Below are 13,199 nucleotides of genomic sequence, written 5' to 3'. Positions count from 1 at the left end.
AGGTATGCAGGATGCATATCACACATGCGTTGCTACACGATGTAGCGAACTTAGCATGTGATCATTTCCTGCCTCGCCAGTTTGACTGACTACCTATGATGTATCATAGGATTTTTTATAAAAACTCGAATTAACAGGTACGTTTTGTCTTGTTTAGTTTTCAAAGATCATCTTCGTTATCGCTCAGAGGCGACTTTATTAATATAACATTCTATCAAGATGAAGTCAACAACTTTTTTCTTGAATGTTATTTCTCAACCGCGCTGTTTCAGCGGCGAATACAAATATAACACCTTTTAAAAGAAGAAACAAGTATTTTTTCTAAATAATTTATTTTTCCTGATCTCTTCCTATATATTCGTACAAAAAGGGCTTAACTCCGTAATTCACTATTGTTGATCCTGTAGGTCTTTAGTATATTTATAATAGATTGAAATTTAATAACCGCAGGGGGAGCCTCGTGCTGAGAGTGAACAATTCGTTGTTCTGACCCTTTGAACCTGTCAGTTAATACTGAAGTAGGAATGTGGAATCACTTGCATACATGCATGTATGCAAGCCGATATGTTTTTCTATGAATCACATACTCATCCTGACATGGTCTCTCCTTGCACAATTCGTGAAAAGGGGATTTTTTTATGCAACAATCAAATCAATTAGTACGACTGATGGAGATCGCCATCATGACTTCTCTTGCACTTGTTTTAGATTATTTATCAGGTCTCTTTTTAAGAATGCCAAACGGCGGGTCAATTGCACTGATCATGATTCCTGTCATTCTCATGTCCATTAGATGGGGCGTGTCTGCTGGATTTATCATCGGTGTGTTAATCGCAGGACTGCAGCTGATGAACAATCCTATTATCGCCACACCTGTACAAGGATTTCTCGATTACTTTGTCGCATCTGTTGTGATTTGTTTAAGCGGGCTATTCTCAGGACCAATTAAAAAAGCCATTCAGGATAAAAAGCGAAAGAAACAATTCTTCTATATTATCCTAGCTGTATTTGTCGCCAGTTTCTTTAGACTGCTGACGTTCTTTATTTCAGGTGTAGTCTTCTTTTCTCATTATGCACCAAAAGGAACACCAGGTTGGGTGTATTCATTAGTTTATAACAGCACATATATGATTCCTTCATTTATCATTTGTAGTATTGTTCTTTGTTTACTCATCCCTAGTGCGTCTCGTTTGGTTTTTCCTCGACAAAAATAACCCAGCTGTTTCAGCGGGTTATTTTTTTTATGCATAATTTGCTGCTCTATTGAATCTATTAATAGTAGAAGATTTCATGCTGGAGGTACGACAATGAATTCTTACTCCATTATGCTGTGCTGTTACATCCTCAGTCTCGCCTACTTTTTGGCAAGTTTCTATGAGGCATTAAAAATAGCAGGTGTGAAAGGGAAAGTAGAGGCTTCTCCTTTTATATCTTATATTTTACTCGCCACCCTTTTTACTTTTTTCTCTCATTATTATTGGAAGCTGACGATATAATTTGTTGAACATGATCACTTAGTACAGACAGTTCCCATCCATACCCTATTTCCTCATGGTTCTCACCAGCCAGCTCGAACTGGCTGGTGACGGCAAAACTAGGTTGAAGCTTTTGATAAAATTGCTTTGCTGAATTTTGCTCAAATACCCAGAGCAGCATATTCTGATAGCCTTTCTCTATTAAATAATCCACACCTTTTGCAATCAAAGCCATCCCCGCTCCTGATTTCTGTTTTCTCTGCAACAAATAGATGGCATAAAGCTCACCATCATATATTGAATATCTCTCATCACGCTGTTTTCCGAAGGAAGCAAAACCAAATACTCCGTCAGCATCCTCTGCGACAAACGTGCCTTCAAGTGACTTGCTTCTCCAGCTCTCTTCCCGCTCCTCTACATTCAAAGCATCTAAATACTCTTGTGAAATAATGCCATGATAAGTCGTTTGCCAGCTCTTCACATGAATTTCGGCAATTTTAGGAATATCATTATGTACTGCATGTCTAACCTTCATCTGCACACCCCTTTTAGCCATTTCTTACTCTATGTTTCATATGATAAGTTGCTATTTTATAAAATTCAATCCTTAATGGATATTCGTTGACATTTTGTCAACACCCCTATATATTGGGTACGACTTCTTCTATTGAAGAGTTGAACTTTATGAAAAGGGTGAAGAAAGAGATGGAATTTAAAACAACTGAGCTTCGGCAGTTTTTAAAAGAACAACTGCAAATACGTTCTCTTTCATTAAGAGAACTCAGTACACAAACAGAAATTGATAAAGCCACACTGTCTAGAATCATGAACGGAAAAAGAAAACCGACTTTGAACCATTTACAGCGGCTTTCAGATGCTCTACACATTTCTTTAGATCATCTATTGACCACGGCTGGATTTTCTATTAAAAACGAAAGAGTTCACGGTAATACGTTCATTCAAGCAGTAGAAGAGATTGAGCGAACGCTGAAAGATCATGATGTCTATGACGGGACGTTCAGCGAGAATGAATTGAAACAGAAGTTAAATGAATATGAGACCTATAGTCAATCAGATGAGGGAAAAGAAACGATCTCGGCATATTTTGAAAAAAAGATAGATACGATAAGCGGTGTTGGGCCATTTCTTGATCAATTGAAAAGCATGTACAGCTCGTTCATGAGCGGACGGGGTACTTCTCGAGAATTGATGTTGATGGGAGGCGCATTATTTTACTTCATTATGCCCGTTGATTTAATACCAGATTATATTTTTCCGATCGGCTATATTGATGACGCTGCAGCGGTGCAGGTCGTATTAAACCAACTGACAAATAGGTCATAGCAGGTGACGGAGACATGAAAAAACAGAACAGCATTGACTTCGCATTATTATTCACTGTCATTTGCTTCTTTGTGATCAGCCTGCTGGCTGTGTATAGCGGATCGGGACAGTATGAAACGCAAGATATGTTTTATTTCGTCAAAAGACAAGTTTTCTGGTATATCGTCGGCTTTGGCCTTATGGCGGCAGTTGCTTACTTTGATTATGAACTGCTTGAGCGGTTATCTTTTCGATTATTTGCAGGTGGTCTCTTCCTCATCATTCTCGTTCATTTTTTTGGCACGAATCAAAATGGCTCTCAAAGGTGGATCAGCTTGGGACCCATGAAAGTGCAACCATCAGAATTTATGAAAATTTTTGTCATTCTTCTGTTAGCGGCTATTTTAAATCGATACAAACATCAGCGCTTTTCGTTTAAAGAAAGCATGATTCCTACAATGAACATCATATGCTGGACCGCTGTTCCTTTTTTCCTGATTTTAATTCAGCCAGATTTGGGGACGGCACTTGTGATCTTGTCTATTGCTTTTACACTGATGCTTGTGTCAGGCATTTCAAGTAAGATGATCGCTGCATTAATCGCTTCTTTTCTCGTGCTTCTTGCATTTTTGACCTACTTGCACAATGAACATTTTGAGCACTTTACAAAAGTGATTAAACCTCATCAGCTTGATCGCATTTATGGGTGGCTCTCCCCAGATGAATTTGATTCGACATATGGGTATCAACTGAAACAAGCAATGCTTGGCATTGGGTCAGGGCAATTATCAGGAAGCGGGTATACAAAAGGAAATCAAGTACAAGTGGGAAATATCCCTGAAGCCCATACAGATTTTATATTTGCAGTCATTGGCGAGGAATTTGGTTTTATCGGCGCCTCCCTATTGATCTGTTTATATCTTATGATGGTCTATCGAATGATTCATGTGGCAATGCATGCGAATACCCTTTATGGGCTTTATATATGTGCTGGGGTGGTTGGGCTGATCGTCTTTCAAGTCTTCCAAAACGTTGGGATGACAGTAGGGCTAATGCCTGTGACTGGTCTTGCCCTTCCTTTTATCAGTTATGGGGGCAGTGCGCTTTTAACCAATATGATCGCCATTGGCCTTGTATTTAGTGTCAATCTGAGGTCCTCATCCTACATGTTTGGACGTAACTGGGATTGAAGGTGATGTCATTGATTCTTTCTCACCTAAAAAAAATCGACCACATTCTTGCTGGGACGATTGTTTGTCTTTGTTTCTTTGGATTACTGATGGTGTACAGTGCGAGTTATCCTTTAGGCGAAATAAAATATGGACAGGGCAGCTACTTCTTCATGAAACAGTGGCAATGGCTTTTGATTGGGTTCTTCTTTTTCATCGCTGCGGCCCTGGTTCCATATCAAGTTTACCGTAAATGGATTCGGTGTCTTGTGATGCTGTCATTGTTATGTCTTCTCCTTGTCCTGCTTCCTGGAATCGGTGTTGTCAAAAACAATTCACAGCGATGGATTCAATTGGGCTCTCTGATCATCCAGCCGTCTGAGGCTGTGAAATTAGTGATGATCATCTATTTCGCCTATGTATATGCAAGGAAACAAGCGTACATCACATCCTTTAAAAAAGGAGTACTGCCTCCACTTCTTCTTTTAAGTCTAGCTTTTTTATTGATTTTAAAACAGCCAGATTTAGGTACAGCAGTTTCTATTTTATTGAGCTGCGGTATCGTCTTATTATGTGCTGGACTTAAAACACGCCACCTCATTCTACTAGGTTCGACTGCTGCGGCAGGGATCACTTTTTTTGCTGTGACCGCTCCTTATCGTTTGAAACGGATCACTTCTTTTCGTGATCCTTTCATGTATGAAGATGGAGATGGTTATCAGCTGATTCATTCTTATCTCGCCATGGATTCAGGAGGACTGACCGGGAATGGTTTAGGCGGAAGCATTCAAAAACTAGGATTTCTTCCTGAAGCCCATACAGATTTTATTATGGCCATCATCAGTGAAGAGCTGGGAATCATGGGGCTGTTGTTTGTGATGGGTGCCTACCTACTCATCATGTATCGCGCCGTTCGAATCGTTCAAAGTTTACAAGATCCATTTGGAAAGCTATTAACGATCGGACTTACTTTTCAAATTATGATTCAAGCAGCCTTTAATCTAGGAGCTGTCTTTGGGCTTCTCCCCATTACAGGCATTCCTCTTCCCTTTATTAGCTACGGCGGATCTTCATTGGTGTTCATGATGATATCTGCAGGCATTCTTGTGAATCTTTCTTCATCTATCAAAAGACACCGGCATGTGCCCCAAGTAAAATAGACACCCTCTATCAGAAGGTGTCTTTTGATTTTTATTCTTCTATTTGACGATCAGCGATTTCTTTTTTTCTTGGCTGTTTGATTTCATTCGTCAGTTCTTGGATGCTTTGTTTCACATTGCCTTTGCCAGAGAAATTCTCAATAATTTCTTTAACATCAATTCCAGAGGAAGCTTTCAGACTTTCTTGAAGACTGGACATAAGGTTTGTCGCATAGCCGGTCACTTTGTTGGCGCCGCTGCCTTCCCCGTTACCACCTGTATCAACAACTGTAATTTTATCAATGTTAGAAAGTGGAGCAGATACTTGTTTCGCATATTCAGGTAGCATTTTCACAATCATATCAAGAATCGCCGCTTGACCATACTGTTCGAATGCTTCTGCAATTTTCTCTTTCGCTTCTGCTTCCGCAAGTCCTTTCAACCTAATGACTTCTGCTTCTGTTTCCCCTTTTGCACGATCGGCTTCCGCTTTGGCAAGCCCGTCAATCCGAACTTTCTCTGCTTCTGCTTTTGCCATTGCTTCAATGCTGTATTTCTTCGCATCTGCTTCTGCAAGACGCTTCGCTTTTTCCGCCGCAGCCGACTGCTCAACAGCATAACGGTCCGCATCTGCTTTCTTTTTCACTTCAGAATCGTATTGACGCTCACGACGCTGGATCTCTTTTTCTTCTAATTCAATTTGCTTCTGACGTTCAATGATTTTGACTTGCATTTCTTGTTCAGTTACGTGCTGACGATTACGAGCTGTTTCAAGATCGTACGCTTGGTCAGCGCTTGCTTTTGCTGTATCTTGTTCACGTCTGAATTCTGCTCTTTTCAGCTCATTGATTTTTTCTGCTTCAGCGATTTCAGTGGCACGCTCAAGCTCAGATTTCTTCGCATCTTTATCTGCTTCTGCACGTTTGATACGTGTTTCTTTATCTGCTTCTGCTGTCGCAATATCTGCATCGCGTTTCACTTGAGCAATTCTAGGTTTACCTAGTGATTCTAAATAGCCATTTTTATCACGGACATCTTTGATTGTAAACGATACAATGACAAGACCCATTTTCGCTAGATCTTGAGAAGCGACACGCTGTACTTCTTGAGAAAATTTCTCTCTGTTTTTATAAATCTCTTCAACTGTCATTGACCCTAAAATGGAGCGAAGGTGTCCTTCTAGTACTTCTCTTGCTTCATTTTCACGATCTTCTTTTGTTTTCCCTAAAAACTGCTCTGCAGCAGTGGCGATTTCTTCAATTGATCCGCCAATTTTAATGATGGCCGTTCCATCCGCCATGACCGGTACACCCTGTTCAGTATAGACTTCAGGCGTTGAAACATCTAGCTTGCTAGATAGTAAGCTGAGCGGCTCTGCTTGTTGAAAAACAGGGAGTACAAAGGTACCTCCACCTCTTACAATCTTAATCTTGTTTCCACCTTCATCCACGTGGACATTTTTACTTCCGAGGTAACTTCCTGTGACGATTAATGCTTCATCTGGACCAGCTGTCCGGTATTTCGAAACAAATACACCAATAAGTGCAATGAGAATCACAAGCACAATTCCAATAATAATTAATATGGTTGTTCCTGGCATAGCATTCCCTCCTAGATTTCTTCATTTGGTATAACAGATAACACACCTTTGTTCACTTCGACGACCAGCACCCGGGTTCCATATGGAATCTCCTCTTCGTCGAAACTGACGGCAGGCTTTGAGATTTTTCCGCTGTTACTAATTAACAGCACTTCTCCAAACCCATCTTTTGGTACAGATACAATGATCTCCCCAGTTCTTCCTTTTAGGTCGGCCTCCGTATATGAAAGAGATTCTTCAGCAGAGGAAAGCGGGACTAAGACAAATACATGTAAACAAGTAACGAGAACCACTGCGAGGATGGCAGATAATACGGCGCCAAGTCCACTTCCTACAATTGCTGTTTTTTCAGAGATAAATCCTCCAGCCGAGAAAAAGGTAAGAAATGCGAGGATCAATGTTGGTTGAAGGAACGGGACAGGAATCGCTTCAAACAATCCATCAAATACATCGCCAAAAAAGACGAAAACAAGCGTCAGGATTCCTGATACCATCAATATGTATAAGTACAGCGTCTGAAGAGGCAGCCAAAACACATCCATCTTCCTCACCCTTTCTTTATGAAATGAGCAGCCTTTCATTCATTTAGACTATGCTCACATCCAAGTGTATTCCTTCTAACAGGTAATACGAACCACTTTTGTAAAGGTTTCATTTTTCATCACAATTCATTAAAGGATTTCTCGGATAGCTAAAGAATGATTGTCTTGTACCAGTATGATAAAATTTGATCTTGAGGTGAGAGAAATGAGCTTATTACATGAAGCAAGACAAGAATTGTGGCAAGAGCTGCAAGGATTGAGCGAAGAACAATTAAATCAAAAATTATCTGATGATACTTGGAGTATTCAAGAAGTTGCAGATCATTTAAAGAAGATGGACCTAGTTGCAGCAAAACATCTAGCTGCCGAGGGGAAAAAAGCACCGATTAAAGAATATGAGCCAAAGCCGGTGGAAATGGCAGAGGATCGTTCAAAAAAAGCCATCGCGCCTAGTATTGTTGAGCCAGAGCGCAAGCATGTGACACCTACACATTTAAAAGATGAACTTGATACAGCTCGTGAAAAATTAAATCAAATTTTATCAACGTTTACAGAGGAAGATTTCAAACGCGTGATTGCACATCCTGTATTTGAAGAACTTTCATTAAAGCAATACCTTGATTTTATCGGCGCACATGAAAAGCGCCATATTCATCAAATTAAAGAAATTAAAGAACAGCTATAAGATGTAAAAAAGACTCCCTTTTGGGAGCCTTTTTTCATTGTTACACTGTTTTAGGTGTTAAATCAAAGCAACGAGCGTAAATCCAGTTGTATGCTTTTTCGTTGAGGTCTCTTGGGTTTCCAACTGTTTGCGGATCTTTCATTGCTTCTTTAGATAAACGGTCGATCATATCTTTTGGTACACCTTGTTCTTCTAATGAAGGAACTTCTAGGTCTTCTACTAAATCATACATCCAATTCACTGCTGCTTTTGCAGCTTCCTCTGTTGTCATTCTGCTTGTATCAATCCCGAATGCTTGCGCAATTCGAGCGAATTTCTCTGGGTACCCTTTCCAGTTATATTCCATGACAGGTCCCATCATCGCCGCTACACATTGACCATGTGCGACTGGAATAATGCCCCCAAGCGTTTGGCTCATCGCATGGGCTGCGCCAGCTGATTCACTGCCATAGGAAAGTCCGGCAAGCATCGCAGCTTGTGCCATGCCATATCTTGCTTCCAAATCCTCTCCATCGGCAAAGGCACGGCGAATATAATGAGCAGCATATTCAATGGCCATGAGCGCTACCGCATCTGTAATTGGCTGAGCAAACTTCATCGTATAGCATTCGATCGCGTGCGCAAGCGCATCGATACCCGTCATTGCCGTCACATGCGGCGGCATAGATACATGAAGCTCAGGATCAATCACTGTTAGGTGAGCTGCAATGAGCGGTCCACCTGTGTTGAATTTGAATTCCCTTTCTTCGTCAGTGATCACTGCCCACTGCGTGACCTCTGAACCTGTACCAGCCGTTGTCGGAATTGTGGTTAACGGAGGTATTCTATTTTCAAGCGGTTTTTTCCCCTCAGCCGCTTCGTAATCAAGAACTGATCCTTCATGAGTCGCTTCCACACCGATAGCCTTCGCTGTATCCATTGAGCTTCCGCCGCCTACTGCGACTAATCCATTACAGCCTTCTTTTTCATATAAAGCAGATCCTTCGTTCACTAGACGGACTGGCGGATTTGGCTCTACTTTATCAAATAGAACGACATCGATTTGCGCTTCTTTTAATGAAGCAATCACTGGATCTACAACACCTGCTTGATAAATACCAGGATCTGTGACAAGCAATACCTTTGAAACGCCGTATGCTTTCACTTCTTCCCCAACATGTTTCACTGCACCAATGCCGTGCTTGATGACAGTCGGAATTTCAAACGTATGGAATTTTTGCATGCTTTCAATTTTCATATTTAAAGTCATATAGAATCTCCTCCAGATAAGTGATATTTATTTAAACCAATGAACCGCTTCTGGTTTTGTATTTCGATATAAATGTTTTAGTTCCGTATATTCTTCAAGGCCCGTACGTCCTAATTCACGCCCAAGACCTGATTGTTTATACCCACCCCACGGTGCTTGGGCAAAATAAGGGTGGAAGTCGTTGATCCATACCGTGCCTAATCTTAATTGACGAGCCACTCGTTCGGCTTTGCCAATATCAGAAGACCACACCGCTCCTGCTAAACCATAAATCGTGTCATTTGCCAGCTCGATGACTTCTTCCTCTGATCGGAAGGATTCGACAGTGAGGACTGGTCCAAACACTTCTTCCTGTACAATTCGCATCTCTGATGTACAGCCTGAGAAAATCGTCGGCAAGTAGAAGAATCCTTTTTGAAGCTCCTCTGCATCAGGTCGTTTCCCACCTGTTTCTAATGTTGCGCCTTCGTCTAAAGCGATGCTGACGTATTTTTCTACTTTTTCTCGATGCTCAGCTGAGATGAGCGGTCCGCTCTGGGTTCCTTCATCAAAGCCGTTGCCTAGTTTGATTTTTTTCGTACGCTTCACCAGTTCTTCTAAAAATTCATCGTGAATGGATTCTTCCACTAACAAGCGTGAACCTGCTGAACACACTTGCCCTGCATGGAAAAACACAGCATTCATTGCCTGGTCAACCGCTACGTCTAAATCAGCATCTTGAAAGACGATATTCGGGTTTTTCCCGCCGAGCTCTAGGGCGATTTTCTTCACATTCCCGCTGGCTCCCTGCATGATTTTCTTACCTGTTTCAATACCGCCTGTGAATGAAATTAAATCGACTTGGTCATTGACAGCCAGCTCATCTCCAACAGTTGCTCCAGGTCCAAGCACTAAGTTGGCAACGCCTGCTGGAACACCCGCTTCTTCCATAAGTTTGAAAACTTTGATCGTGGTTAATGGTGTAATTTCACTTGGTTTTAGTACGATGGTATTTCCAGCTGCAAGGGCAGGAGCGATTTTCCAGCTCGCTTGAAGCAATGGATAGTTCCAAGGAGTGATTTGACCGCATACACCGACAGGTTCTCGGACTAATTCGCTTTTTGAGTTTGGAATAGGCGATGCAATGATTTCCCCGCCATCCTTATCAGCAAGACCTGCATAATATTGGAACACGTTCGCAATATCGTCCATATCCGCTTTGCTTTCTTCTAATGTTTTGCCCGTATCAAGTGATTCTAATTTGGCTAATTCATCTAAGTCTCGTCTAATCAATTCCGCAATTTTGAACACAATATTTCCTCTTTCAAGTCCAGGCATGTTTGCCCAATCACCTTGATCGAAGGTTTTTCTTGCTGCCTTAATGGCTAACTGCGCGTCATTTCTTGATCCTTCACTGACTGTCGCGATCACTTCTTGATTAAATGGATTGATGATATCTCTTGTGTCGCCACTCTTAGCGCCAACCCATTGTCCATCGATAAATAGTGTTTGACTCATAGAAGGAACCTCCTCTGATTCTCTTTGGTAAGTTTGTTAAATAAAAATTTAACGTTTTGAACATAATTAACTTAACATGTTCAAATTTTTCTGTCAAAGGGAGATATGTTTCATTTATTTTGACATTTTGCATTCTTTCGTTAACATATAGTCCATAAAGATTTTTTTGAACGTATTGAATTCACTTAATAGAAAGCAGGGACAAGATGAAAAAGCAGGAACAGCCACAAGCAGAAGAACGCATTTTAGCTGCTAAAGATCTCGTCATTGATTCCATCGCTGAAACAATGGATCTCTATGGCATTACTAGAAGTGCGGGTATTCTATATGGGACGATGTATTTAAATGAGGAAATGACGCTGGATGAAATGCGTGAAGAGCTGCAAATGAGTAAGCCTAGTATGAGTACGGGTGTGAAAAAACTGCAAGACATGAATATTGTCAAAAAGACCTTTCACCGTGGCCGAAGAAAACACAGCTTTGTTGCTGAGAAAGACTTTTTTAAGTTTTTCATGAACTTCTTCCCGCAAAAATGGGAACGAGAGGTTGAGGTCAATCTAGCAGCGATTGAAGAAGCGCAAGAACGCCTTCAAGATGTAGCTCGTGATGATCAGGCGGAGGAACATGAAAAAGAGGAAGCGAAACAGCTCATTGAACAGCTTGAAAGCTCAAAAGCCTATTATGATTGGCTTAGACGATTAGCCCACTCGGTTCATTCGGGAGAAATCTTTGACTATATTCCGATTGATCAGAAAGAAAAATAGACGATGTGTTTACATTTTACAGCTTGAATTTCACAGGAGGATTGATTATAATAAGTTATGTCGTCATACTCGGGGCATTAGCTCAGCTGGGAGAGCGCTACGCTGGCAGAGTGAACGACATCACCCGAAACAAACAGACGTTCTCTGAAAAAGACTGAATTAATAAGGTTCTATGATGAGCCTTTCTGAATAAATATTTTCATTTCTGAACAAAACTGAAAGGGTTGGTCCCCAATCCGCCCCCATAAAAAAACAGACCATACAGGGTCTGTTTTAATTTTGCCTATTAATTTTTAAATGTTGAATTTGGATCAATCATCGTTGTGTTCCGATCTGTTTTTTGAGGAAATACAGTGGTATTTCGATCAGTTGATTCTTGTGAGTAATTAAGAGAACCCAGACAAGCAGCACCTACCAATAAAGCGGTGCTAATCAATATCTTCATTTTAATATTCATATAAACACTCTCCTTTTTGGATTTCGGTTTGAGCTTCTATGGCAGTTCTATAATAATCTGCTACCCTCTCCGAATCATTCCTTTTCTCATAGAGATTTGCAAGGCTTAAAGCAAACTCTTCAATATAAGGATACAACTTCTTTTCCTCTAATCCTTTAAACATTTTTCGTACATTTTCAATACCTTCATCCACATAAATCGTCTTTAGTGAATTGAGCAATGTTTTATAAAACAGATTGTTTTCAGCTGTTGCACTTTTTATTCCTTTTGCGATATATTCAAGTGCTTCTCTCATTTTATCGCTTTTAAACAAGGTCCAACTTAAACTAAAAAACAATCTTGGTTTTATATCTTCATTGTTTTCACTCATCTTATCTAGTCCTTTTTTGTAGAAGGACGCAGCCTTACTATAAGCCTGCTGCCTGTCATACGTATTTCCCAGATTTAAATAAGTTTTAGCGATTAATCTTTGATCATTCATTTCTTCAGCAAGTTCTAGGGCTTTATGTAAGTGGGGAAGCGACTTCTCATATCTTTTAAAATCATCATAATTTCCTGCGATCACAAATAGACTTTGAATTTTTCTCACCTTATAAAGATCATAACGATCATAGATTTCTAGCGCTTTTATAATATGGTGCATTGAAACGTGGGTTTGTTTCATAATGTAATATGCTTCAGCAACTTTAAAGTGGAATTCTGCTTGTTCAATTTCATCTACAACAAGCGCCAGCTGCCTCTCAGCAATCTTATAATATTGAATGGCCTGTACATATTCTTTTTTACTGAACTCATACATACCTCTAAAAAAGGCATTATAGTATTGTAGCATTCCAGAAAGTTGATGATTAGAATTCTCAATTTTATCGACTAGGGCGGAAACCGATTGATCAAACGAAGGTTTTATATAATCAAGCATAAGTTGATGTCGAAAGCACATCAATTGATAATAGATTAGAAGATCTTGATCCTCTTCCATTCTATCTATTTCCCATTCAACTTCTGCTTTCAAAATCTCTGCGTCTGGAACGCTGAATTGCCGAATCATTTTATACCATTCATTTATTTTCACACCAACATGTGAAGATAGAACTTTCTCCATCCCTTACTCCCCTTCCGCAAAATTCCCTTATATTACATATATTATTACATACAGGAATTTACAAAGCACCGAAAAGATACCGCAAAAAGAACAAAAAAAGAGCTCCTGCAAAGGAGCCGTGTGAGTAATACATGAGTAATAGTGGATTGATAAAGAAGTAAATCATTGAAATATACGAATTTTTCTCCCTGTTTCCG

General features: G+C 40.2%; 13 protein-coding genes and 1 riboswitch. Of the genes, 6 read left to right on the top strand and 7 right to left on the bottom strand.

Translation table 11 applies throughout. The annotated features are described in order from the left end of the window. Positions 1–439: 439 nt before the first annotated feature. A riboswitch (TPP riboswitch) is annotated at positions 440–542 on the top strand. 96 nt (positions 543–638) lie between these two features. Next, positions 639–1,214, top strand: a complete 576-nt coding sequence (gene thiT / locus ACTJJD_RS12805; protein WP_146270381.1) for an energy-coupled thiamine transporter ThiT — start codon at positions 639–641, stop codon at positions 1,212–1,214. A 241-nt stretch (positions 1,215–1,455) separates the two neighbouring features. Here thiT and ACTJJD_RS12800 read toward each other — a convergent pair whose 3' ends face one another. Next, positions 1,456–2,010: an N-acetyltransferase family protein gene (locus ACTJJD_RS12800; RefSeq protein ID WP_440608493.1), complete on the bottom strand. Its 555-nt coding sequence runs from the start codon at positions 2,008–2,010 to the stop codon at positions 1,456–1,458. Positions 2,011–2,159: 149 nt separating this feature from the next. On the opposite strand from ACTJJD_RS12800, the gene ACTJJD_RS12795 reads away from it, so the two are divergent. The 3 genes from ACTJJD_RS12795 to ftsW are packed head-to-tail and all read left to right on the top strand — an operon-like array spanning position 2,160 to position 5,127. Then, positions 2,160–2,819, top strand: a complete 660-nt coding sequence (locus ACTJJD_RS12795; protein WP_440608492.1) for a DUF1232 domain-containing protein — start codon at positions 2,160–2,162, stop codon at positions 2,817–2,819. Positions 2,820–2,833: 14 nt separating this feature from the next. Beyond that, the gene (gene rodA, locus ACTJJD_RS12790) at positions 2,834–3,988 is read left to right on the top strand and encodes a rod shape-determining protein RodA (protein WP_440608491.1); all 1,155 of its coding nucleotides are present in this window, start codon (positions 2,834–2,836) and stop codon (positions 3,986–3,988) included. Positions 3,989–3,993: 5 nt separating this feature from the next. Then, positions 3,994–5,127 carry a putative lipid II flippase FtsW gene (gene ftsW, locus ACTJJD_RS12785; protein WP_440608490.1) on the top strand — a complete coding sequence of 378 codons (1,134 nt, stop codon included), beginning with the start codon at positions 3,994–3,996 and terminating at the stop codon, positions 5,125–5,127. Positions 5,128–5,158: 31 nt separating this feature from the next. Here ftsW and ACTJJD_RS12780 read toward each other — a convergent pair whose 3' ends face one another. Both ACTJJD_RS12780 and ACTJJD_RS12775 read right to left on the bottom strand, forming a co-directional pair. Then, positions 5,159–6,706, bottom strand: coding sequence for a flotillin family protein (locus tag ACTJJD_RS12780; protein WP_008344044.1), 1,548 nt, complete (start codon positions 6,704–6,706; stop codon positions 5,159–5,161). An 11-nt stretch (positions 6,707–6,717) separates the two neighbouring features. Then, positions 6,718–7,248, bottom strand: coding sequence for a hypothetical protein (locus ACTJJD_RS12775; RefSeq protein WP_440608489.1), 531 nt, complete (start codon positions 7,246–7,248; stop codon positions 6,718–6,720). A gap of 205 nt (positions 7,249–7,453) precedes the next feature. Between ACTJJD_RS12775 and ACTJJD_RS12770 the strand changes: the two genes are divergently transcribed. Next, on the top strand, positions 7,454–7,933 hold the full coding sequence (locus tag ACTJJD_RS12770) for a DinB family protein (RefSeq protein ID WP_041091922.1): 480 nt from the start codon (positions 7,454–7,456) through the stop codon (positions 7,931–7,933). Between the two features lie 40 nt (positions 7,934–7,973). On the opposite strand, the gene ACTJJD_RS12765 is transcribed toward ACTJJD_RS12770, so the two are convergent. Continuing rightward, a complete protein-coding gene (locus ACTJJD_RS12765; RefSeq protein WP_035701121.1) occupies positions 7,974–9,182 on the bottom strand; it encodes an iron-containing alcohol dehydrogenase in 1,209 nt (402 codons plus the stop codon). 27 nt (positions 9,183–9,209) lie between these two features. After that, complete coding sequence (gene betB / locus ACTJJD_RS12760; RefSeq protein WP_340937490.1) at positions 9,210–10,679, bottom strand: betaine-aldehyde dehydrogenase; 1,470 nt, start codon at positions 10,677–10,679, stop codon at positions 9,210–9,212. Positions 10,680–10,885: 206 nt separating this feature from the next. On the opposite strand from betB, the gene cudC reads away from it, so the two are divergent. Next, the gene (gene cudC / locus ACTJJD_RS12755) at positions 10,886–11,443 is read left to right on the top strand and encodes a choline uptake/conversion transcriptional regulator CudC (protein WP_045035275.1); all 558 of its coding nucleotides are present in this window, start codon (positions 10,886–10,888) and stop codon (positions 11,441–11,443) included. Positions 11,444–11,729: 286 nt separating this feature from the next. Here the strand turns inward: cudC and ACTJJD_RS12750 are convergent, their stop codons facing one another. Both ACTJJD_RS12750 and ACTJJD_RS12745 read right to left on the bottom strand, forming a co-directional pair. Further along, complete coding sequence (locus tag ACTJJD_RS12750) at positions 11,730–11,900, bottom strand: RapH phosphatase inhibitor (protein ID WP_440608488.1); 171 nt, start codon at positions 11,898–11,900, stop codon at positions 11,730–11,732. Next, positions 11,890–13,002 (bottom strand): tetratricopeptide repeat protein, encoded by a 1,113-nt coding sequence (locus tag ACTJJD_RS12745; protein ID WP_440608487.1) that lies wholly within the window; start codon positions 13,000–13,002, stop codon positions 11,890–11,892. The genes ACTJJD_RS12750 and ACTJJD_RS12745 overlap by 11 nt, the downstream gene beginning before the upstream one ends. Positions 13,003–13,199 lie beyond the last annotated feature (197 nt).

The organism is Bacillus sp. 22446, from assembly GCF_052044955.1.
Classification (GTDB): Bacteria; Bacillota; Bacilli; order Bacillales; family Bacillaceae; genus Bacillus; species Bacillus altitudinis.
This window is presented reverse-complemented; position numbering and strand designations above follow the sequence as displayed.

Bases quoted from the DNA above. Each gene is read 5' to 3' on its own strand.
- thiT (WP_146270381.1), top strand. From the start codon at position 639: ATGCAACAATCAAATCAATTAGTACGACTGATGGAGATCGCCATCATG.
- ACTJJD_RS12800 (WP_440608493.1), bottom strand. From the start codon at position 2,010: ATGAAGGTTAGACATGCAGTACATAATGATATTCCTAAAATTGCCGAA.
- ACTJJD_RS12795 (WP_440608492.1), top strand. From the start codon at position 2,160: ATGAAAAGGGTGAAGAAAGAGATGGAATTTAAAACAACTGAGCTTCGG.
- rodA (WP_440608491.1), top strand. From the start codon at position 2,834: ATGAAAAAACAGAACAGCATTGACTTCGCATTATTATTCACTGTCATT.
- ftsW (WP_440608490.1), top strand. From the start codon at position 3,994: ATGTCATTGATTCTTTCTCACCTAAAAAAAATCGACCACATTCTTGCT.
- ACTJJD_RS12780 (WP_008344044.1), bottom strand. From the start codon at position 6,706: ATGCCAGGAACAACCATATTAATTATTATTGGAATTGTGCTTGTGATT.
- ACTJJD_RS12775 (WP_440608489.1), bottom strand. From the start codon at position 7,248: ATGGATGTGTTTTGGCTGCCTCTTCAGACGCTGTACTTATACATATTG.
- ACTJJD_RS12770 (WP_041091922.1), top strand. From the start codon at position 7,454: ATGAGCTTATTACATGAAGCAAGACAAGAATTGTGGCAAGAGCTGCAA.
- ACTJJD_RS12765 (WP_035701121.1), bottom strand. From the start codon at position 9,182: ATGACTTTAAATATGAAAATTGAAAGCATGCAAAAATTCCATACGTTT.
- betB (WP_340937490.1), bottom strand. From the start codon at position 10,679: ATGAGTCAAACACTATTTATCGATGGACAATGGGTTGGCGCTAAGAGT.
- cudC (WP_045035275.1), top strand. From the start codon at position 10,886: ATGAAAAAGCAGGAACAGCCACAAGCAGAAGAACGCATTTTAGCTGCT.
- ACTJJD_RS12750 (WP_440608488.1), bottom strand. From the start codon at position 11,900: ATGAATATTAAAATGAAGATATTGATTAGCACCGCTTTATTGGTAGGT.
- ACTJJD_RS12745 (WP_440608487.1), bottom strand. From the start codon at position 13,002: ATGGAGAAAGTTCTATCTTCACATGTTGGTGTGAAAATAAATGAATGG.